Raw genomic sequence first — 22,583 nt, forward strand, 5'->3', positions numbered from 1 at the left:
AAAGACTATTGAAGCGCAGCGTATTGAAAGTTTGAAAATCATTGGGTTTATGATCACTAAAATTAGAATAAAAAATTTCAGGCAGATTAAAGATGAAACGATAGAACTCGGGCAGGCAGTCGTAGTAGTAGGACCAAATAATGGTGGAAAAAGTACCCTGCTACAAGCTATCTCTCTGTTTGCCATTGCAGTAAAAGCATGGGGCACAGAGCGGATTAGTAAGAAAAGTAAGGCTCAAAAAAGGACAGGTGTCGCTATCAACTTAGAAGACTTATTGAATATTTCTATTACAGACTTCAAAGAATTATGGTCTGACTTAATCGTAAGAGAGGGCAGTACCAATGAGGCAGGAAAACCTATTGCTAAAAATATCAGGATTGTACTCACCGCAGAAGGATATACAGAGGGTCAAACATGGCAAACCGGATTTGAATTTGATTATGGCAGAGATAGTCTGGTGTATGTACGGCTTACACAAGATGAACAAGGGAGCTTGTATGAGTTTCCTGAAATATTGCTACATGAGAAAATAGGTTTCCTTCCTTCTGTTTCCGGGCTAAAACCTACGGAAGATAAGTTAGAAGTAGGCTCTATTCTCAGATACATTGGCAATGGTAATACATCAGATATTTTAAGAAATGTTTGCTACCTCTTATATGACAAGGAAGATAAGTCTGATTGGCAAAAATTTGTAGCTGAGATAGAAGGATTATTCAGGGTAACGCTAAATCCACCTAAGTATGTGCCTGCCACGGGTTTGCTGAAAATGACCTATAATGAAGGAGCAAAGAAGAATGTAGATTTATCGTCATTAGGAAGTGGAACAAAGCAAGCGATTCTGCTATTTGCCTACCTGCTGGCATTTCCTAATACTGTAAATTTATTGGATGAGCCTGATGCCCATTTGGAAGTAATCAGACAATCAAATATTTATGACAAAATATCAGATATTGCCAAGAAAAACAACAGCCAAATCATTATAGCAAGTCACTCAGAAAGTGTGATGAACAGAGCCTTTAGCAAAGATCAGGTGATTTCCAGTGTTTTCGGTCGGTTTGATCGGGTAAATCATAAGCAGTATGTAGAATCAATGCTTAGGAATTATGGATATGAGCAATACCTGATTGCAAAACAAAGACCCTATCTGCTCTACTTTGAAGGCACCACAGATTTAGATTTTATCAAAGCATTCTGCAAAAAATTTTCTTACACACACATTCTTCAATTCATTGAAGAAAAAACCTACCCTTATCCTGTTGGAAACGATGTGAATGCTGTAAAAAAGCATTTTGATTCTCTCAAAAAATTTATTCCGGATTTAAAAGGGTTTGCCATTTTTGACAATCTGAAAAGGCAGATTGAGAATAAACAGTCGGGGCTGTTGATTAAGCAGTGGAACCGAAATGAAATTGAAAACTATATACCACTTCCTCAAACATTATATGCCTATATCAACCAACAGGGCTTTGGCCCTATCTGGGAGGAAAGATTTAAGGAGTTAGTCAACGAACGTATCCCCCCTGTGGCATTGAAGGATATGAACGACAGCTTCTGGATAAATACAAAAATCAGCGACAATTTTTTAACACCACTTTTTGAAAAATTCTTAGATGAAACAGGTCGCCCACGCGGTATTATGGACAAGTCAAAATTTTATCAACTGGTAGATTATTCTGATGCTAACCTACTTGAACAAGAGTTAAAAGAAACTATTCTTCAAATTTACCGGCATTTTACCAATGAAAGTGAACAATAAATTCATAACAAAATAATCAATAGGGCTGCCACCAACTGAATCAATGCTAACCACTCTCCTCGCTAAAATCCTAAGCGGCGCTTATGTTGGCTATGCCACCAACGACCTTGCGATACAAATGCTGTTTCGCAAACGCTTTGGGTTGGGAGGCATTGTGCTGCGTACGCGCGACGAATTTATTGCCAATATCAGCCGATTGGTGGAGCGCGACATCATCAACCATCATACGCTGAGCCGCGAATTGGCAGAAAATCCGGGGGTTTTTCAGGACAGCCTCGCCGATGCTTTGCAGGATTTGGCAATGCGCAGCCTATGGCTCTATCTGCCTGAAAATGAGCGAATAAGTGCGATATCAGGATTTTACGCGTCTGTTCAACGCATCACCGAAAACGCAAGGCAGGTGCTGCACGATGCACATTTACAGCAATCTTTTGCGCAAGTCATCGGCAGAGTGGATGTAGGGTTGCTGCTTTCGCCTGAGGTGCTGGCAACGCTGGAAAACCGATTGACAGCCCTATTGGAATATTCGCAAAAAAGGAAGCCACTGCTTAGCAACACAATTCTATACGCTGACTTTCAAGGATTTACATTTGCGGATATACTTTCGCCGACAGACTATAAAACACTTGGCAGCCAACTGACCCAACCGCTGCGGCAGCTATACACCGTAGCAGGGCGCGAAAGCACCGAAACTTTCTTTGAAGTTGCAGAAGCCTTGTTGCTCAATCCCGAATGGCTCAACCCTGTGGCGGAGCGTTTGCGCACACAGACTGTCGGCGCACTGCTGGGCGAAGAAAACGGCAAAGTCTTGGTCAATACGCTTGCTGAAAGGTTGCTCGCCGTTGTGGAGTCGCCTGAGGGCAAGCAGGTGCTGGAAAGTTTTGCTCACTTTTTCTGGGAGGTGCTTGGGCAGGAAAAAACGACCGTCTTTTCGCTGCTCAACGAAAATCTGGCAGAGCGCTTTGATACTTTTTTGCGTAGCTACCTGCCTGTTGTGTTGCAAAAACTGATTGAATGGCTGCAATCGCGCCGCCATCAGTTGGAATCTATCATAGACAACACTTTTCGCAAAAATATCAAGTGGAAGTTTCAAGACATTATCCTGCAACTTTTTATCGGCAGCGTCAGCCAATATGCCGATGTTGTGCGCCGCATTGTAGATATTCTGGACAAACACAGCCAGAATCCTGCGGAAACTGCCAAAATGCTCACCGAGCAAATCATCCGCTTTCTCAAAGAAAACACCATCGGGCAGATTGTCCGGCAGTTGCGCCAAAATGAAAATCGTTTGCGTTTGGCCACCGGCAGCGATGCGGAGAGTGCCGACCCGCTGGCAACTTTGCTGCAAAAAGCCATCGTAGGGCTGCTGCAATCCCCTGCCGACTCGGTTTTGCGTTTCTCGGCGCTGGCAGAGCGGCCGCTTGGCGATTTTATTGCGCAGGAAGAAACCGTTAAAATGCTGCAACAGGCTTTGCGCTACATCTGGCAGGAACAAGCCAAAAAACGCTGGCTGTATGCGCCTGCCGCAGGGCTGCAATTAGAGCGGGCGACTTATCATTTCTGGACAAGCGCCTACTATCGCCCTTGGGGAGAGTGGGTTTCGCAAGCCCGTTTTGACAAAGCCTTGCGACAAACAGATGCAAAAATTCCTGCACTGCTGCAAGGCAAAATTGCGCCCAATGCGGCAGCGCTGCAAAAAATCATGCAGCAGGAATTGCCCGCACTCATTATGAGCGGGCAGGCAGAGCAACTGATAACGGGCTACGTCCATATGAGCCTGCAACGATTGGGCGCACAATCGTGGAGCATTGCCCGCGAAGCCTTCCAATCGTGGTCGCTTTCGCTGCCTGCCCGACTGCAACAACTGCTGCTGCAAAATTTAGAGTTTCTGCTTACGGGGCGCATAGAGGCGGTTGTGAGCAGTAGCCTGCGAAAAATGCCCAACGAAAAACTGCTGGATTTGGTGGAGCGCTTCATGGGGCGCGAACTCAAGCCGATTACGCTGCTGGGTGCGCTGCTGGGCGGTGTGGCAGGCGGGACGCTGGCTTTTCTGCCGTCTATCAATGGCGATGGTGTCATTTCTTGGCAGGATATGGCGCTGGCCGCTGCTGCCTATGGCGCAACGGGATATGGCACCAACTGGCTTGCGCTACGCATGATTTTCCGTCCTTACCGTCGGATAGAGTGGGCGAAAGGGCGCACGTTGCCCTTTACGCCCGGCGTTGTTGCCAAAAATCAAGGGCGGTTTGCCGAAAATATGGGCAAATTCGTAGCGGGAGGGCTGCTCAATCCACAAAATATCGCCGCTACTTTTGAAGATAAAAGGGAACTGATTCGCCAACAGGCGCGGGACTACGCCGCGCAGCCCGATTTGCTGATTCCTGAAAAGTGGTTGCAGAACAACCGCACAGCCATTGCAGCCGCACTCACCGATTGGGCGGCGCAATCGCTGCCGAAGCATGAAACTGCTATTAGAGCACAGGTAGTAGAAAAAATCGCCACTTTCCCGCTGGGAAATCTGCCTTGGGAAAATATCCGACAGACACTCGCCGATCAGTTGCAAAATGCCGACAGCAGGCGGGTTTGGGCTGAAAAAATTGCTCAAATTATTCTTGAAAATCTGCAAAAAACCCAAACGCTTAGGGATTGGCTGGGCAGAGATTGGGAAAAATACGCCGAAACAGGTACGGCTCTTGCGATGCCTGCACTTGCAACGGCGGTGCAGTCGCTCAACGTTGCCGATTTGAAACGCTACCTCCTGCCGCCTTTGGAGCAGATCTGGCAGCGATTCAACGAAGCTCCACTGGGGCAATACGTCGGCAAAGTGCAGCAGGAAAAGCTCAAAGCGCGGCTCAATCAGGCATTGGAAAAGCAGCTCAAAGGCGAATCGCTGCGCCAGTTGCTGTACCAACTCATAGAAAACCGATTGGCGCAGGAGTTCAACCCACAGCGCAAAATCAGCGACTTGTTCAACGGGCGACTGATGGAGGTCATCAACCGCAATCTGGACAGCGTGTTAGACGGCATCATTGCCGTAGGAATCAGTTGGCTGCAAGACAATAAGTACTTGCTTGCCGAAAAAGTTTACGAACAGGCGTATTCACAGAACAAAGCAGGTGCATTTGTCTATAAAAGCACCATCAAAGACAGCGTCGTAGAACTTGCCGAGCAGGGCATCCCCGAATTTTTCAGGCGTGAATCCAAAGGATTGAAGGAACTCATCGGCGACTGGACGGCGCAGTTGGGCGAAACCCCACTTTCAACCATCGGTATCCGCGTAGATGAACTGTACCTCAAACAACTCAGCGATACGCTATTGGCAAAACCTGAATTGAGCGATGCGGCAAGTCGTGCGCTTAGTCTGCTCGTAGATGAATTAGTGAAAATGCCTGTTGCTGCTTTTGCCAACGTGTTGCAAATCAGCGATGCGGAGAGCCTCTGGCAACGCACCGAAGCCCTTGTAAGCACGGCTTGGGAGGAGCTGCAAACGCCTTTGCAGCGTTCCTTGCCCGAACTGCTGCCGCTGGCACTACGGGCGGCGCTTGAAATGGCAGCGGAACTCTACGGTACACTTTCGCCCGCAGCGCTTGCCCAAATGTTGAATCGGGAGGAGTTGGCATTGTGTATGAAAACAGCCTTGCAAAAATACCTTGCACAACCTGCTACACACCAATGGCTACAGAATGCCTTGCAAGGCTGGCAACACCAGCTTTCAGGGGAAACACTGGGCGATATTTTGCCTGCCGAAAAACTCGCCGCGCAGACCTTTGCAATGCTGCACCAGCTATTCACCGACGGTGAAAATCACCAACAGGTGCAGCAATTTGTGGAAAATTTACTGAGTGCATTGTTGCCCAAACTGCCGCAGAGCCTTGCCCCCGAAACCCTGCAAAGCCTCGCCGATGCGCTGATTAATGCCGTCCTCAACACGGCAGAACAACATTTGCCGGCCATCGTCAATGCAGTGGACATCCGCAAAGTCGTTGTCCGCGAAGTATCGGAAATGAACCCTCAGGAGATTGAAAACCTGTTCTACAGCTTCGCTGCGCAATATTTCAGGCAGTTGATTAACTATGGCTTCGGCTTCGGCGTTGCATTCGGATTAGTCATAGACCTGATGCTGGGCTTAGGGCTGGGTTATGTGTTGAAATAGCGCTGTTTTATGACCTATTGCAAAAGCATTTTAGGTTTCAGCGCACCTTTTAGCACGTGGATAACGCCATTGCTTGCCTGAATATCAGCCTGCACAACTTCGTTGCCGTCAATCATGATTTTGCCATTTTTCACACTAACTGCAATGTCATAACCTGCCATTGTTTTTAGCTTCATGCCATCTTTCAAATTGGCAGCGGGAAGCATATTTTCAACAATGTGTAACTTGAGTAATCTCTGAAGGCGCGCTTTGTTGGCAGGCTGCATGAGTTCGTCAATTTTAGCGACAGTCAGCGCGGAATCTGTTGGCGCGAATACCGTGTAAGAAGTGCTGCCTTCTACTTCCAGCATGGCGGCAATTTCTGCACGCTGTAGCGCAGCTACGAACTTACCTAAATTAGGTTTAAGTAAGGCTGTTTGAGCAATGGTTTTGGGCAGGGCATTGATAGAATCCTGCACACGCTTGGCCTCTGCTTCTAAGCGGGCAATAGAATCTGCTATTCGGATAGAGTCTTGCCGGGCTTTTTCAAGGGCAGCCTTGCCGCCGTCGCCACAGGCATTCAACAGCACAGAAGCAAGCAAAAGGGCGAATACTCCGCCAGTTATCTTATGTACAATCATCATGGTATGAACGGTTAATAGAGTATTCAAAGTTAATAGGTCAGGACGTTTTTCGCGCAGAAATCACAGAGTAAAATTAATTAACCAAATTAACTATTGCAATAAAAAAGACGCGCATGGCGCGTCTTCTTTAAACCTTAACCAATAAACAACACATAAAATAAACACATGCTTGCTGTAGGGGAAGGAGTCGAACCTTCACAGGGCTGTTAGGCAACTACAAAGAAAATGAAGCAAGCGATTGATTGACTCATATTCTCTGTAGGCTTTGTCCTGAAATCCCCACCCCCGAGACAGGAGGGCATGGCTGCCAGTTTCATCACCCTACATTGTAAAGTTTTTAATGAAATGCCTTTACATTAAAAACTTTTGAATTATTTTGCTCCGAAATATCGGGTTTGAAAGAACGTTTATCAAGCTGTAGGGGAAGGAGTCGAACCTTCACGGGGTTGTTAGGCACTAAAGAAAGTGAAACAAGTAGTTATTTCACACTCTTGAGGCTTTATCCTGAAATCCCCACCCCCGAGACAGGAGGGCATGGCTGCCAGTTTCATCACCCTACATTGTGTGTGTTTTGATGTAGCAAAATTACAACAAGCAATACTAATATTGCAAACTTTGCAACAAACTTTATTTAAATTTAGTGAAATTGCAATATTTACACTTGTTCATTAAGAAAATCGTTTTTTGAGCGCCCTATGAACGACAAAAATTTAGAAATTGATAATATCGACATCAGGATATTGTCTGAGTTAATGAAAGATGCCAAAACTCCTTATACCGAAATTGCAGATAAGGTGTGCGTTTCAGGTGGCACAGTACACGTGCGAATGAAGAAATTGGAGAAAATGGGGATCGTGCGGGGCGCATCGCTCATCATTGATTTCAGCAAGTTGGGCTACGACATCACTGCTTTTCTGGGTATCTACCTCCAAAAAAGCTCGATGTACGAAACGGTTTGCAATGAACTGGCGAAAATTCCTGAGATTCTCACGCTGAACTATACAACAGGCGCTTACAGCATTTTTGCCAAGCTCACCTGCCGCGATACGAATCATTTGCGCGAGGTTTTATACGAAAAAATCCAGAAGATAAGAGGGATAGAGCGGACGGAGACTTTTATCTCGCTGGAGGAGCGCATCAACCGCCCACTGCAAATTGATCAAAACCTGTACAAGTAAGACGACTATTCGTCTATCGTGATTTTGTGTCCCATTTTGTCGCGCTTAGTACGTAAGTAATTGACGTTATGCCTGTTGGGTGGAAACTGAATAGGTACGTTTTCTACAATTTCCAGCCCATAGCCGATCAATCCGGCGCGTTTTTTCGGGTTGTTGGAAATGAGTTTGATTTTGCTTATACCCAAATCGCGGAGGATTTGCGCCCCTACGCCATAGTCGCGGGCATCCATCGGCAAGCCCAATTCTAAGTTGGCTTCTACAGTATCTCTGCCCTGCTCCTGCAATTTGTAGGCTTTAAGTTTATTGACTAATCCAACGCCGCGTCCTTCCTGATTCATATAGAGAACAACACCTTTGCCTGCCTGTTCTACCATTTGCATCGCGCCCTGCAACTGTTTGCCGCAGTCGCAACGGCAGGAGCCGAAAATATCGCCCGTAACGCAGGAGGAATGCACGCGCACCAGTACGGGTTCGTCTTTGTCCCACGTGCCTTTGATGAGCGCCATGTGAATATCGCCCGTGTTGGTTTGGCGGTAGGCTGCCAGCTCAAAATCGCCGTAGTCGGTAGGCATCTTCACGCGCTCTTCCATGACAATGAGCGACTCTCTTTTCAGCCGATAAGCAATCAGGTCTTTGATGGCGACTAATTTTAGCCCCTTTTCATCGGCAAACTGGCGGAGTGCGGGCAGTCGAGCAGGTTCGCCATTTTCGTCTAATACCTCAATGATAGCTCCGGCAGGGTACAGCCCCGCCAGCCTTGCCAAATCTACACTTGCTTCGGTGTGTCCGGCGCGGCGCAGCACACCGCCGTTAATGGCTTTCAGCGGAAAAATGTGTCCCGGACGGCGAAAATCTGCCGGGGTAGCGCTTTCATCGGTCAGCGCTTTGATTGTTTTGGCGCGGTCGCTTGCTGAAATACCCGTTGTTACGCCGTGTCCTTTTAAATCTACCGTAACAGTAAATGCGGTTTGGTGCATGTCGGTATTTTTACCGACCATGAGGTCTAATCCTAATTGCTCGCAGCGCTCTTCGGTGAGTGTGCAGCACAGCATCCCACGCGAAGACAGCATAAAATTCACCGTTTCAGGCGTAATCAGTTCGGCGGCGCAAACTAAGTCGCCCTCGTTTTCGCGGTCTTCATCATCTACCATAATGATAACCTCGCCGCGACGGATAGCTTCAATAGCCTCTTCTATGGAGTCCAAACGGATAGAATCTTGTGGAGTTGCGTTCATGCTGTTGTGTTTGCCTGCATTCTTGCAGAGCTGTCAAATAATAAAACCTCAAAAAAGCGCTTTGAGTTTTTGAAAGGGCAAAGTTTGTAAAAAACGGTTGCTTGAGCAAACCAGCAGCCAAAGTAAGGGCAAATAACTCACCTTATAGCGGGCAAGCGCGCCGATGTTAGGCGAGCTGAGCGTCAGCATTGCCGCAAGCGCCGCCGTAAACAACGCCGCCGCCATAATTTCAGCCAAATAGCGGTTGGAACGAGGCAAGCGAATACCCAATGCAAGCAGCAACAACAGCAGATTTTCCATACCCGTCAGTTTGCGCAGCAGGTTGCCGCTTTCCCAAGGCATGGGCGAAAAAAGCGCCGCTTTGAGCGCAAAAGGCACTTGACTTATCAGGCTGATGAAATCGGGCTGTAAATCCAACCAGATGAGATTGTCTGCATCGCTAATGGCAACCATCCGCTCATAATTTCGGTGGACGGCAATCGCCAGCGCATCAGGCGAAAGGTTCGGGTGTAGCTGACCAATTGCCCACAGCAGCAGCGGCAGCAGGATGAGCGCTGTTAGAAAAAACTGCCACAGTTTTTTTTGCCATTGCAGCAGCCAATAAACCGCCACAGCAAGCACAGCAGCCGCGAATATGTAATACTTGACCTGCAAAATCAGCCATGCGGAGAGTATGGCAATGATGACGACTGCCGTGGTTTGCGTCACTGCCGTGATTTTTTCTTCTGCCGTGGTTTGTGTCCTCACAAACCACCTACGGGTGGTCTGTTGTTCGTGAGAATTGTACGGATGTTGTTCGTGGGGACACGAACAACGGTGAGGGATTTTTCCTTTCAAAAAATCAGCTTTTGTCTGCGGTATCCGCCGCAATCCGTGTGCGCCGAAACGCAAGCGCAGCGCCGCCCAAAAAAGCAGCCCCAAAGCGCCCCAGAGCAGCGTTTCTTTGAGCAGCCCCGCCGACCAAAAAACCACAGAAGGCACAAGAAAAAAAGCAATCAAGACAGGTATTTTCAGGTCATTGTTGCGGCGGCAGAGTTCATTGCCCAGCAACCAGAAGCCCGCAAAGGCGAAAGCTGAAAACCAGCTGCTGATGAGCCAGATATTTTCGCCCGTTGTGAGGCTTACCAATGCCGTTATTTTACAAATGAAAACAAAAGACGGCGTAAGGTCGGGGAAGCCGTAGAGGTAGTAAAAATCGCCCTGCGGCATATCATAAGGAAACTGCCAAAATCGCAGCGCCGACTCTAACAGGATTTCGCGCAGCAACATGCTTTGCTGAAAAGTGTGCATCACGTCGCCGCCGCCGTAGTAGCGTTGCAAAACGACAATTACTGCCCAGCCCGCCGCTACTTTCAATAATAATCCCGGCAAAAAAACAGCGCCCAGCGGCTGTGGGCGTAGTTTTTTCGTCAGTTTATGCAATACAGGCGGCACAATTAGCAGGTGAAGCAGGGCATAAAGCATCCTTTTGCATCAAAGAGGATTCTGGAAAGCAAGTACCAAAATTAAAGAGTTTTTCCGATATTGCCTGTCAGGTGTTTTTATTCCATCATTCTCCCATGAAGCGATTGTTCCTTACGATGTTATGCCTGCAAGCGCTGGTAGTTGGCGCAAGGGCGCAGGCAAATTATTTCTATCCCAATAGCGGGGCGATGAATCCCGCCATTCCTACGCCCGAGCAATTCTTGGGCTATCCGATAGGCAGCCACCACACGCGCTACGACCGCGTAGTTGCCTATTTTCAGGAACTAGCGCGGCTGTCAGACAAGGCAACTTTTGAAGTCTTCGGACAGAGTTATGAGCATCGTCCGTTAATAGCTTTAATCATTACTAGCCCTGCCAATCACAGCCGACTGGAAGACATCCGCCAAAAACACTTGCAGCGCAATACCTCCACTGCCTACGACAACGAGCCGCTGGTGGTGCAAATTGCCGCCAACGTACACGGCAACGAGGCATCAGGCGGCGAAAGCGCCCTGCTGACAGCTTATTACCTGCTCGCTTCGGAAAGTGAAGAAGTGAAAAACTGGCTGAATAACATGGTCATCATCATTGAGCCGGTGCAAAACCCCGATGGCCGCGACCGATTCAACACATGGGCGAATATGCACAAAGCCAACCCTTTGGTGGCTGACCCCTTAGACAGAGAGCATACCGAAGCGTGGCCTGGCGGCAGAATGAACCACTATTGGTTTGACCCCAACCGCGATTGGTTTCTGTTAGTACATCCCGAAGCGCAAGCGCGCGCCCGATTTATTCACAAGTGGCGACCTTATGTATTCGTTGACCACCACGAAATGGGTACAAACTCTACCTTCTATTTTGACCCGGGAAAGCCGAGCAGCGATAACCCAATCGTCCCCGACAGGCTCTACAAGCAAGTGTATCCCAAATTTAGCAAGTACTTTGAACAAGCGATGAACAGCATTGGTTCTCAATATTTTACACGGGAAGTATTTGACAAACTTTACCCGGGCTATGGTTCTAGCTACATCAATTTCTACGGCGGCGCAGGCTTCCTGTTTGAGCAGGCAAGTTCGCGCGGACACGTACAGGAAACGCCCACCGGACAAATTACTTTTGCTTTTGCCATCCGCAACCAGTTTCTTTCAGCATTAGCGACCCTGCGCGCCGCACAAGCCGAACGCAGCGAATTGCTCAACATGCGCCGCGATTTTTTCCGCATCAGCCGCGAGCAGGCAGCCCGTAGTCCTATCAAAGGCTATGTTTTTGGCGATGCAAACGATGCTACGCGCACCAATGCCTTTGTGAACCTGTGTTTGCAACACGAAGTAGAAGTTTACGAAGTGGAAACGCCGCTCAATCTGGCGGGCAATCGCTTTGAGAAGGGCAGCGCCTACATCGTGCCGACCGAGCAGCCGAACTATATCATGGTGCGCTCACTGTTTGAAAAGTCCATTCCCTACGCCGATAGTCTGTTTTACGACGCTTCCGCTTGGTCAATGGTACACGCTTTTAATCTGCCTTATGCTGAAATTAGAACGGCATTTGCCAGAGGCGCAAAAGCAACCGCGCCCAAAGTTGCCAATCCGCCCGCTGTTGAAAAATCCTCTTATGGCTACTTGATTCGTTGGACGGATTACAACGCGGCGCAGGCGGTTTACCGTCTATTGGACGGCGGCGCAATAGTGCAAGCCGCCTTTCGTCCATTTAGCATGAATATTGACGGGAAAACCGAAAATTTTGGCTATGGAACAATTTTTTTGCCTGTTCAACAGCAAAAAATTGGCGCAGATTCGCTGTTCAGTTTGTTGAAGAAAGTGCAGACGCAGGCTAAAATTACTATTCAAGGTATCAGCAGCGGCAGAAGCGCCGACGGCATAGATTTAGGCAGCAACTACGTGCGCACCCTGAAAAAACCCGAAGCGCTGATGATTGTCGGGCAGGGAGTCAGTCCTTATGAGGCTGGAGAAGTTTGGCACTTGTTGGATACCCGCGTTGGTATGCCCATTAGCAAGGTAGATGTCGGCAATCTGAACCGCATCAATTGGAATCGCTACAATACCATCATCATGGTAAACGGCGCTTATAGTATGGATAAAACCTTTACCGACCGCCTGAAGATGTGGGTACAAAACGGCGGCACGCTGATTGCCCAAAAATCCGCCGTTGAGTGGGCAGTCCGCAATGGCTTAACCAAAGAAAAACTCATGCCCGCCGATACAGTGAAAAATCCTAAACCTGTGCGCTACGACTACGACAACGCGGTTTACATAGAAGGTGCAAAGTCCATAGGCGGAATTATTCTGGAAATGGATGTGGACACAACGCACCCCATCGGTTTTGGTTTCCACAGCCGCAAAGTATCGGTATTTCGCAACGGCGCTACTTTCCTCAAACCATCGGACAATCCTTACAATACTGTTGGGCAATACACGGCTAATCCGTTAATTGGAGGGTATGTTTCATCAGCTAATCTGAAAAAAATACAAAACGCGCCAGCCATAGTCGTAAGCGGCGAAGGCGCGGGGCGCGTGATACTCTTTACCGACAATCCGAATTTCAGAGGCATTTGGTACGGTACGAATCGCCTGTTCCTCAATGCAATTATTTTTGGCGGCAATATTACTGTACCGACGGTTAGCGGTAATCAGGAGGAGGAATAGCGCTCAAAAGATTATTTTTGCATAGATGTTTAGAAACAACGATCGTCTTATGAAGTATCTACTGCGCGTTGGAATCATACTTTTCTTGTGGCAAATTTCGGGCTGTAAGCCGCCTCAAGACTACGAGAAGCAACTTGCAAATCCTGATTTTCTGCATCGTTCAGTGCAGCAACTGACCGATGTGATTGTACATGATATTTTCTCGCCGCCTGTCGCTTCACGGATATATGTGTACGCTTCGATAGCAGCTTATGAAACCGTAGCGCTTGGCAATCCGGAATACAAAAGTTTGGCGGGGCAACTTACCGACTTGCAGCCGTTGCCTGCCATTGATACTGCAAAAAAGTATTCTGTTCCGCTGGCAGCAGTCCATGCCTACTTAACAGTAGGCAAAAAGCTCATTTTCTCAGAAGAAAAGATAGCCGCTTTTCAGGAAAAAATCTATGCAGAAATGAAGGCGACAGGCATTCCTGAGGCGGTTTACGAGCATTCTATGGAAGTAGGGGAGGCTGTTGCCAATCATATCATTGCTTGGTCTGGGGGCGACCGCTACAAAGAAACGCGCAGCGCACCTAAGTTTACCGTAACTACTTCGGCGGGGCGTTGGCTGCCTACTCCGCCTGCCTACATGGACGCAATCGAGCCAAACTGGAATCAGATTCGTCCTTTTACCTTGACCAGTGCCGATCAGTTTGCACCATTGCCTCCAACACCTTTCAGCACCGATACGGCGAGCAAGTTTTACAAGGAAGCGTATGAAGTCTATAAAATTGGCTTGTCACTTACCAAAGAGCAAGCAGAAATTGCAAATTTTTGGGATTGTAATCCTTATCACGTCAGTTTGCAAGGACATGTAATGTATGCAACCAAGAAAATTACACCCGGCGGACATTGGATCAGCATTGCCTCTATTGCAAGTCGCACCGCCGGGGATAGTTTCGAGCGGGCTGCCGAGACCTACGCATGGGTGGCTATTGGGCTTGCCGACGGCTTTATCAGTTGTTGGGATGAAAAGTTTCGCAGCAATCTGGTGCGTCCTGAAACATATATCAATGAGCACATAGACAAAGCATGGATACCTTTGCTGCAAACGCCCCCATTTCCCGAATATACGAGCGGACACAGCGTAGTATCGGGCGTTTGCGGTGAAATTTTAACGCATTTGTACGGCGAACCATTTGCTTATCAGGACAGTACAGAGGTGCGCTATGGCTTGCCGGTTCGCAGCTATACGTCCTTCCGTCAGGCGGCACAGGAAGCCTCCGATAGCCGGATTTACGGCGGCATTCACTACCGTCCAGCGATTGAAAACGGCTTGGAACAAGGCAAAAAAGTGGGCGCTTACATCATCAGCCGCCTGCAAACGCGCCAGAGAGAACGCTAAAATGGAAAGAAAATATTACGAGGAATATTACACACTGGAGCGCACCAATTGGTGGTTCAAGGTGCGCAACCGCATTTTGATGGAGCGCATCGAGCAATTTGCCAATGGAAGAACAGATTTGAAAATCCTCAATATTGGAGCGGGAACCGGACGAACGACCGAGCTTTTGCAGGCGTTCGGCGAGGTCAGTTCTATAGAATACGATGCCTACTGCGTTGCATTCACGCGTGATAAACTGCCCTTTGAGGTGCAGGAAGGTTCGATACTGGACTTGCAATTTGCCGATGCCTCTTTCGATCTGGTTTGCGCTTTCGACGTGATCGAACACGTAGAAGATGATGCGCTGGCCGTGCGCGAGATGAAGCGCGTATGTCGCCCGGGCGGACACGTAATGGTCAGCGTTCCGGCATTCCAGTTTCTTTGGAGTCATCACGATGTAATTAACCACCACCACCGCCGTTATACGATGACAGGTTTACGGCAGATTTTTGAAGAAAATCATGCAGCTAATCATCCGCATGGCAAAATTATTTACAGCACTTATTTTAATTCGCTACTTTTTCCGCCTGTAGCTGCCTTTCGCTTGATTGCCGAGTGGTTGCCAAAAAATCTGATACGCAAGGGAACGGGTGCAGATAATAACGTAGTGCCAGAAGGCAGCCCTGTCAATCGTTTGCTGGAAGGTATTTTTGGGATTGAACGCCCGATGCTGCGCAATGGCTGGAAGTTCCCTTTTGGGGTTTCAGCTATGCTGATTTATCAGGTGTAGGTATTTCTGATACAAAAACGCGGTCTTTCATCACCACAACCGACAAGGCTCTGAGCTTGTGTTGGCTTTTGAGAAAGTTATCGTTTTGCAGGTAGTATCGCAGTTGATCTGCAGCCTCTTGTTGCAGCGTTTTGAGCTTGGCACGGTTAGCCGATTTGAGATATTTTACTTCGAGCAGGTACTGAAAGTGTTGCTTAGTGTTATTGGGGCGCACTAGCATCTCGATATCGGTATAGCCGCCGCCCGATAGTTCGCGTTCGGTTTGGATAAGGAAAATACCTGACTGCATAGCATAGGCAATCATAAGCATTTTGACGTACTTTTCATCAAATTTCTGAAAGTCGCGATTGGAAAGTGCCTTCAGTGTGCGCTCGATCAGTTCAAAAAAGGGCTTTTCGTTGCCCATCGCCATTGCTGCGAGAATATCACCTACGCGGATTTCATCGTACTTAAAGTCGGCACGTTGTTGCAAGAGGTAAGCATAGTACTGCCAGTATAATTCCGCAATGACTCGGTTGGGGATCTTGAACAAAATTTGTCCTGCGTCGTTTTCCCCTGCGATGGTAAGGTTACCCAGGTAGTAGAGGAAATTGACGAATTCGGTTCTTCCAAAGGGCTTTTCGAAACTAAACTGGTAAAGTTCGGCATCGGCAATTTGTCCTTCACGCAAGATTTCCTCCAGTACTGCTACATTTGACTGCCAGTTAGCTACCTCAAAAAGCCGCTTGATCTTGCCGTAGTCCGGCATGATGTTAGGGTCGAGCATTTGCCTGGGGTAACTCTGCCGTAGGTAAAACTCTTTGAGAAAGTACAGCACCATATCCGGGTTGTATATATTTTGCGGGCTTTCAGGATGGAATTTATAGCCATTGTAATAGCGCCTTAAATCATCTGTAATAGTAGCTTCTTTTGTTTTGTCGGCTAAGATCATTTGTAGCAAGCCCCGAACCTCCGTCTCAGAGAAGCCTATCATATCATTGAAATACAGGTCTTTAGTCAGGTGCGTAATGATATTGAAGCCGCTGGTGAGGCTGTCTAAAGTAACGGGCGAAACCCCTGTGAGGAAAAAACGATCTACTACGCCCGACTGCGTAGCATTTTTGATGACTTCGTAAAATTTGCGTACATAGCCATTTTGCGAAACGGCGCTTTTGAAGCTATCTATGCTTTGTAGCAAAATTTCATCTGTAAAATGATCATACTCATCGATAAACAGGTACAGGCGTTCTGATGCATTATAAACCTCGAACAATGTGCTAAGAATCTTTTCTGCATCTTCTTCCTTCATAATCAGCGCTTGCTGGGCTTCTGAAAAAATAGGATGATGTATCAAGAAGCCTGCAACGGAAGACTTTACTGAAAAGTTAAACCCTTGCCGGCTGCTTTCGGGCGTATCGGTATTGATGCCGCTGAAGTTGAAATTGAGTACACGGAAACTATTGGCGCGAGCAGTTGGGTGCTTGCCAATGTAGTATTTGCCGAAAAGTTTGTCGAACTTGTCGCGATGGCGGATGTCGTAGTAATACGACAGCATCGACACCAGCAGGCTCTTACCAAAACGACGCGGACGGAGAAAGGAAGCAAAAGGTGTTGCATTTTCCAAAGCAGCAATAAACGGCGTTTTGTCAACAAACACATAATCGTTGCTGACTAATTGTTCAAAATTGCTCAGTCCATATGGAAAACGAATGTCTTTCATACTTGTAAAGATAGCCAAAGGATGCAAAACACGATTGAGAGGGGATGCGTCAGCTAAACAAAAAAGCCTTTCGTTGGTACGAAAGGCAGGGGCAAAACGGGCAGAATTTTGTGGAGCGTATCGGAATCGAACCGATGACCTCTTGCATGCCATGCAAGCGCTCTAGCCAGCTGAGCTAACACCCCATGAGTATGCCACAAAATTACAGGCTTCCTGCAATTCTGCAAGCCTTTTTCCAAATTTGCTTATTTTTGAGTGAAGCCAAAATTCTTTCGGGTGATTCCGCGTTGAAAAAGTTGTTGCGCATTCTCAGGTATTTGTTTGTTTGCGGTTTACTGTTGGGCAGTTCGCTGCAACTATTGGCACAACGACCGACGGCAAGTCCACCACCCGAAACCTGTAAAACTTTTCCGCTGAAGTTTGAAATATCGGCAGATGGTAGCCGTGCAACGGCAGTTTTAATGCCTGACAGCCTCAGTCTTGTGCCCGCTTCGTTGCGGATAGCAGCAACATTCCCCGACTATCCTTTGCAACTTCGCTACGATTTGCAGGAAAATCAGGTGGTTGTTCAGGCGGCAACCGCACAGGGGCAGCAGCTGCCCGACTCTGTGCGACTTTGCTATCGGCTATTGCCGCTGCTGCTGGGTAAGCCGCTTGCGCGTCGTAGCCAGACGCGGTACGATTCGGGCGCTTACAGCGAGGTTACTTCCGACATGACTAAACCTGTATATACCACCGCCCCGCCGCGCGAGCAACTTTTCAACGTACAAGGTTTGCAAAAAAACGGGAGCCTGACGCGAGGCATTGCCTTTGGCAATCGGCAGGACGTGTTTGTACAGTCCGCGCTTAACCTGCAATTAGAAGGCAATATTTCCGAAGATTTGCACCTGACAGCGGTACTTACCGACCAAAATGTTCCTTTTCAACCGGAAGGAAACACCTTGCAGGTGCGGCAGTTTGACCGCGTACTGATGAAACTGCGCCACAAAATGGCTGCTTTGAGCGTAGGGGACGTAGTTTTGCAGCAGCCGCAGCAATCGCCTTCGCACTTTCTCAGATTTTTCAAGAATGTACTCGGCGGCATGGTAGAAACTGATTATGCAACTCGCGACAGTACAGGCAATGCACGGGCGCAATCGGTAGCTGCCGTTGGAGTTGCCAAAGGACGCTTTGTTTCGCAAACCATTGAAGTACAGGAAGGGGTACTTGGCCCCTATAGGTTGCGCGGGCCCGACGGCGAGCGCTTTGTCATTATCCTTGCCAACTCGGAAAAAATATTTTTGGACAATCAGTTGCTGGTGCGCGGCTTTAACTACGATTACGTAATAGACTACAACACCGGCGAAATTACCTTTACCAACCGCATTGTCATTACGCGTTTTTCGCGGGTGCGGGCAGATGTAGAGTTTGTATCGCAAAACTATGCCCGCAGCATTTTGCAGGTGGGGCATCAGCAGCAACTCGGCGAACGGACGCAGGTATTCGGACAGTTTTACCGCGAGCGCGATAACCCACGCAACCCGCTGCTGGCACAACTGAGCAACGAAGACCGCCGCTTGCTTGCCAATGTGGGAGATAGTCTTAACAATGCCCTTGCGCCTGCAATTTTTCCTGTAGAGGCTTGGGACGTGAATCGCATTTTGTACCGTGCCCGCGATACGCTCATTGAGGGACGGATTGTGCGCTTCTACGAGCGGGCGCAGCAACCGGGTGGCGAACTTTTCAGCATCACTTTTTCGGAAGTCGGTTTCGGTCGTGGCGATTATGTGGCAGGCAGCCCGACCGCCAACGGGCGCGAGTTTATCTGGGCGGGATTAGGTCAGGGCAATTTTGCGCCGGTGCGCCTGCTGGCTGCGCCCAACGAGCGCCAAATGGCAACGCTGGGCGGCTCTTACAAACTGCACGGCAACGGAAGTTTGTTTGCAGAAGCAGCCTTTAGCAGCGTTGATATCAACATGTTTTCCGATTTGAACAACGAGGACAACAGCGGCAGCGCCATCCAACTGGGCTATCGCAACGCGGGAGAAAAAATCAGGCAGGGGGCTTTGCAAGATGCCGAGTGGAACGCTGAGTTATCTTTGACGCGAACCGATGCTAATTTCCGCCCGATAGATCGCTTTCGCTATATCGAATTTGACCGCGATTGGTCAATTGAAGATGTTTCGCTGGGCATTGTTTCCCAGCCTGAGGACGACTACCTCTGGCAGGTTTCGGGTGGTTTGCGAAAGGGAGCGCGTTATGTACAAGCCAAACATTTGCGCAGGCTGCGCGGCAATCAGGCAAATGGTTTTCAACAATGGGCAGAAGCCGGCTATCTGCTGGGCAAATGGCAGCTGCAAACAACGGGCTTTCTGATGCAAAATCGTTTCCAGCGCGGGGGCGAATCGTTTCGGTCCGACTGGCAGCGCCTCACCGCCGATATTGCCTACTTAGGCAATCGCTTTGTGCCCGGCTACCAGTTCAGTACCGACCGCAATGCTGTGCGCAATACCAACCGCGATAGCGTCGTAGCTACCGCGATGAATTTCTATGAGCATAAAGCCTACATTCGCAACGGCGATAGTGCAAAATTTCAGATCAATGGTTCTTATGCCTTTCGCGAGGATTTTTTGCCGCTGGCAGGTGATCTGCAACGGGGTACAAGGGCGCACACCGCCAATCTGAATTGGCAGAAGCGCACCGAGTTGCAATGGTTCAATCTATTGCTGACCTATCGCAATCTCGAAAACCTGATACGCAACGGCGAACAAACTCCCCGCAACGAAGAGACGCTCATGGGGCGCTTGGACTGGCACGCAACCTTTTGGCAGCGGACAATCCGCAGCGAACTGACGCTTGCCAACAACACCGGGCGCGAGTTGCGGCGCGAGTTTGTGTTCCTGCAAGTCAATAACGGGCTGGGTACGCACACTTGGCGCGACGACAACGGCGACGGGATTCAGCAACTCAACGAGTTTTACCTTGCCATCAACCCCGACGAGCGGAATTTTATCAAATTTTTTACTCCAACCGATGAATACATCCCTGCCTTTGCCAATAGTCTGAGCTGGCGCGTGAACATGGGTTTTCCCCGCACATGGAACAAGGCAAAAGGTATTCGGCAGTTGCTGGCAAAGTTTAGCAATGTAAGCGCGTGGACGATCAACCGCCGCCTCACCGACCAGCGGCTGACCGCGCGTTGGCTGCCTTTTGCTTCGGTGGCAGACAGTGCGCTGCTGGCTACGCAGGAGGCGCTGCGCAGCACGCTGTTTTTTAACCGCACCGATCCAAAGTGGGGCGCAGATTTTGCCTTTGTGCAAACCCGACAAAAGCAATTGCTAACCAATGGCTTTGAGGGGCGCACCCTGACCGAGTGGCAACTGAACCTGCGGCGCAATTTCAGCACAGAGATCAACCTACGCGTACAGTTGGGCAGCAGCACGACCAAAAATGCTTCGGATTTTATGCCCAACCGCAACTTTGCGATTGCAGCGCGGCAGTTCAAGCCGGAATTGGCGTGGCAGCCTTCGCCCAAAATCCGCCTTTCCGGCGGCTATGTGTACCAGCAAAAAGATGCGGGCAGCGAGGCAGAGCAAGCGCGGTTCAACGAAATACTGGCAGAGATGCGTTGGGCGCAGGAAAGCAAGCGCAACATTCAGGCGCGACTCAGGCTAGCAAATATTCGCTACAACGGGGAAATCAACAGCCCTGTTGGCTATGAAATATTAGAGGCGCTACAACCCGGAACGAATCTTAATTGGTCGCTCAACTGGCAGCAGCGCCTCGGCAATGGTTTGCAACTGACGATGCAGTACGAAGGACGCAGTTCGCCCGCGCAGCCTGTAGTGCACATCGGTCGGATGCAGGTTACAGCCTTATTTTGATGGCTGTTACTGTTTTTCTAATTCCAACTCCTCAATTTTACCTGCTGCATTTTTCTTTATGTTTGCAATTTTGTGCGGCGCTTTTTTCTGATCTTTCAGGTAGTTGAGATAATTGGCAATCGTCGTAGGGCGGTCATAGTCCTTTTCCCCGTTGAATACACCGATGATAATTAGCACGGGTGCGTTGGGAGATGCGAACATTTGCAGCGCTTCTTGGATGCGGTTGTTAGCTGCTGTTGTGTTTCCTGAGCCAACAATATCGCGGAAATAGTCGTGGATGGTGCGCTCTACTTTGACAACCTCGTTTCTACGTTGCTCCTCCTCTGCACGGATGCGTCGCTCCTCTTCTGCGCGTCGTTCGCGCTCTGTTTTCTCGGTAGCTAATTTTTGCTCCAGTTGTCTGATGAGTGCCTGCACTTCCGGATCATCAATATTTTGCGCTTTGATGCGATTCAAAGCCTGATCTCGCTCTTCGATAGATTTACCGTCGTCGTTGAGCAGTGCCTGCAATTCGGACTTTGCCTGCGCAATTTGCTTGGCTTTGGCTTCACGTGCCTGTTGTTCGGCTATTTTCTGCTTGTTTTTGCAAGCCGTTGTACCGCCGAGCGCCAGTACGCCGATCAGAAATATCCACAAATACTTTTGCATAGGTTCAATTAGTTATGAATTTGCTACGGAAGCCCGAAAGTAATAAAATCGTGCCGAAATGCGTTCCTTTGGCGTAATTTTGAAAGTCTAAAACTTGTCAATCCGTTGCTGTACCGCTCGTTCATTCGCCCGCTGCTGTTCCAAATGGATGCCGAAAAGGCGCATCATTTCACTTTTGGACTGATTAAATCGCTGTTGTCCCTGCCTTTGGCAAAAACGATTGCCCGTGCGCTTTTTGTGCCTGATAGTAAGGGGCTGCAAAAGCAACTCATGGGCTTGACTTTCCCCAATCCGGTTGGACTTGCTGCGGGGTTTGACAAAGATGCCCGCCTGATTGATGAATTAGCTTGCTTTGGCTTTGGATTTATTGAGATTGGTACGCTGACTCCGCGTCCGCAGAGTGGTAATCCGCAGCCGCGCTTGTTCCGTTTGCCGCAAGACGGCGGACTGATCAACCGCATGGGGTTTAACAACGAAGGCGTAGATGCTGCCGTAGAACGCCTGAAAAAACGCCGAACCGATCTCATTATCGGTGGAAACATCGGTAAAAACAAGGATACGCCCAACGAGGAGGCGCTGAATGATTATCTGGCCTGTTTCGACGCTTTGTACAAGGAGGTTGATTACTTTGTAGTCAATGTGAGTTCGCCTAATACGCCGGGGCTGCGCGAATTGCAGGAAAAAGCCCCGCTGACGGCACTGCTTCATGCGTTACAGCAGCGCAACAGAGAGCAAGCCCAACCCAAGCCTATCCTGCTGAAAATAGCCCCCGACCTAACCGAGCAACAGTTAGACGATATTGTGGCAATCGTTTTGGAAACACAATTAGCAGGCGTGATTGCAACCAACACCACGATCAGCCGCGAGGGGCTGCAAACAGGAACAGAAACCCTGGCTGCCATTGGCAACGGTGGGCTAAGCGGAAAGCCCGTCCGCGACCGTTCGACGGCAGTCATTCGCTATCTGGCGACAAAAAGCAAGAAGCAATTCGCAATTATTGGGGTTGGCGGGATTTTCACCGCCGCCGATGCACAGGAAAAATTAGCCGCCGGAGCAGATCTCGTGCAGGTTTACACGGGCTTCATCTACGAAGGGCCTGCCATGATTAAAAACATCTGTCGGGCACTTAAAAATCCTGTTTAGCAGCC

13 protein-coding genes and 1 tRNA gene are annotated in these 22,583 nt (G+C 48.9%); 8 read left to right on the top strand and 6 right to left on the bottom strand.

Annotated features, from left to right (window positions below):
- Positions 1 to 49 precede the first annotated feature (49 nt).
- Complete coding sequence (locus ACWIP2_RS12355; RefSeq protein ID WP_448520244.1) at positions 50 to 1,756, top strand: ATP-dependent nuclease; 1,707 nt, start codon at positions 50 to 52, stop codon at positions 1,754 to 1,756.
- Between the two features lie 43 nt (positions 1,757 to 1,799).
- Entirely contained in the window at positions 1,800 to 5,909 is a 4,110-nt protein-coding gene (locus tag ACWIP2_RS12360; protein WP_448520245.1) for a DUF445 family protein, read from the top strand.
- Positions 5,910 to 5,923: 14 nt separating this feature from the next.
- Here ACWIP2_RS12360 and ACWIP2_RS12365 read toward each other — a convergent pair whose 3' ends face one another.
- On the bottom strand, positions 5,924 to 6,532 hold the full coding sequence (locus ACWIP2_RS12365; RefSeq protein ID WP_448520246.1) for a fasciclin domain-containing protein: 609 nt from the start codon (positions 6,530 to 6,532) through the stop codon (positions 5,924 to 5,926).
- 695 nt (positions 6,533 to 7,227) lie between these two features.
- Between ACWIP2_RS12365 and ACWIP2_RS12370 the strand changes: the two genes are divergently transcribed.
- A complete protein-coding gene (locus tag ACWIP2_RS12370) occupies positions 7,228 to 7,710 on the top strand; it encodes an Lrp/AsnC ligand binding domain-containing protein (protein WP_448520247.1) in 483 nt (160 codons plus the stop codon).
- Positions 7,711 to 7,715: 5 nt separating this feature from the next.
- On the opposite strand, the gene ACWIP2_RS12375 is transcribed toward ACWIP2_RS12370, so the two are convergent.
- Both ACWIP2_RS12375 and ACWIP2_RS12380 read right to left on the bottom strand, forming a co-directional pair.
- Positions 7,716 to 8,945, bottom strand: coding sequence for a bifunctional 3,4-dihydroxy-2-butanone-4-phosphate synthase/GTP cyclohydrolase II (locus ACWIP2_RS12375; RefSeq protein ID WP_448520248.1), 1,230 nt, complete (start codon positions 8,943 to 8,945; stop codon positions 7,716 to 7,718).
- A gap of 48 nt (positions 8,946 to 8,993) precedes the next feature.
- Positions 8,994 to 10,409 (bottom strand): hypothetical protein, encoded by a 1,416-nt coding sequence (locus ACWIP2_RS12380; RefSeq protein ID WP_448520249.1) that lies wholly within the window; start codon positions 10,407 to 10,409, stop codon positions 8,994 to 8,996.
- Between the two features lie 95 nt (positions 10,410 to 10,504).
- Here ACWIP2_RS12380 and ACWIP2_RS12385 point away from each other — a divergent pair, with 95 nt between their 5' ends.
- The 3 genes from ACWIP2_RS12385 to ACWIP2_RS12395 are packed head-to-tail and all read left to right on the top strand — an operon-like array spanning position 10,505 to position 15,225.
- Positions 10,505 to 13,072 carry a M14 family zinc carboxypeptidase gene (locus ACWIP2_RS12385; protein ID WP_448520250.1) on the top strand — a complete coding sequence of 856 codons (2,568 nt, stop codon included), beginning with the start codon at positions 10,505 to 10,507 and terminating at the stop codon, positions 13,070 to 13,072.
- A gap of 49 nt (positions 13,073 to 13,121) precedes the next feature.
- Complete coding sequence (locus ACWIP2_RS12390; RefSeq protein ID WP_448520251.1) at positions 13,122 to 14,456, top strand: vanadium-dependent haloperoxidase; 1,335 nt, start codon at positions 13,122 to 13,124, stop codon at positions 14,454 to 14,456.
- Between the two features lies 1 nt (position 14,457).
- On the top strand, positions 14,458 to 15,225 hold the full coding sequence (locus ACWIP2_RS12395; RefSeq protein ID WP_448520252.1) for a class I SAM-dependent methyltransferase: 768 nt from the start codon (positions 14,458 to 14,460) through the stop codon (positions 15,223 to 15,225).
- On the opposite strand, the gene ACWIP2_RS12400 is transcribed toward ACWIP2_RS12395, so the two are convergent.
- Together ACWIP2_RS12400 and ACWIP2_RS12405 are read right to left on the bottom strand one after the other, a co-directional pair.
- Positions 15,203 to 16,924, bottom strand: a complete 1,722-nt coding sequence (locus ACWIP2_RS12400) for an AAA family ATPase (protein ID WP_448520253.1) — start codon at positions 16,922 to 16,924, stop codon at positions 15,203 to 15,205. The genes ACWIP2_RS12395 and ACWIP2_RS12400 overlap by 23 nt on opposite strands.
- A 111-nt stretch (positions 16,925 to 17,035) precedes the next feature.
- A tRNA-Ala gene (locus tag ACWIP2_RS12405) sits at positions 17,036 to 17,109 on the bottom strand.
- Between the two features lie 6 nt (positions 17,110 to 17,115).
- Here ACWIP2_RS12405 and ACWIP2_RS12410 point away from each other — a divergent pair.
- A complete protein-coding gene (locus tag ACWIP2_RS12410) occupies positions 17,116 to 20,787 on the top strand; it encodes a hypothetical protein (RefSeq protein ID WP_448520254.1) in 3,672 nt (1,223 codons plus the stop codon).
- 6 nt (positions 20,788 to 20,793) lie between these two features.
- On the opposite strand, the gene ACWIP2_RS12415 is transcribed toward ACWIP2_RS12410, so the two are convergent.
- Positions 20,794 to 21,435 (bottom strand): hypothetical protein, encoded by a 642-nt coding sequence (locus tag ACWIP2_RS12415; RefSeq protein WP_448520255.1) that lies wholly within the window; start codon positions 21,433 to 21,435, stop codon positions 20,794 to 20,796.
- 108 nt (positions 21,436 to 21,543) lie between these two features.
- Between ACWIP2_RS12415 and ACWIP2_RS12420 the strand changes: the two genes are divergently transcribed.
- A complete protein-coding gene (locus ACWIP2_RS12420) occupies positions 21,544 to 22,578 on the top strand; it encodes a quinone-dependent dihydroorotate dehydrogenase (RefSeq protein WP_448520265.1) in 1,035 nt (344 codons plus the stop codon).
- Positions 22,579 to 22,583: the final 5 nt, after the last annotated feature.

It is taken from the genome of Rhodoflexus sp. (assembly GCF_053489755.1).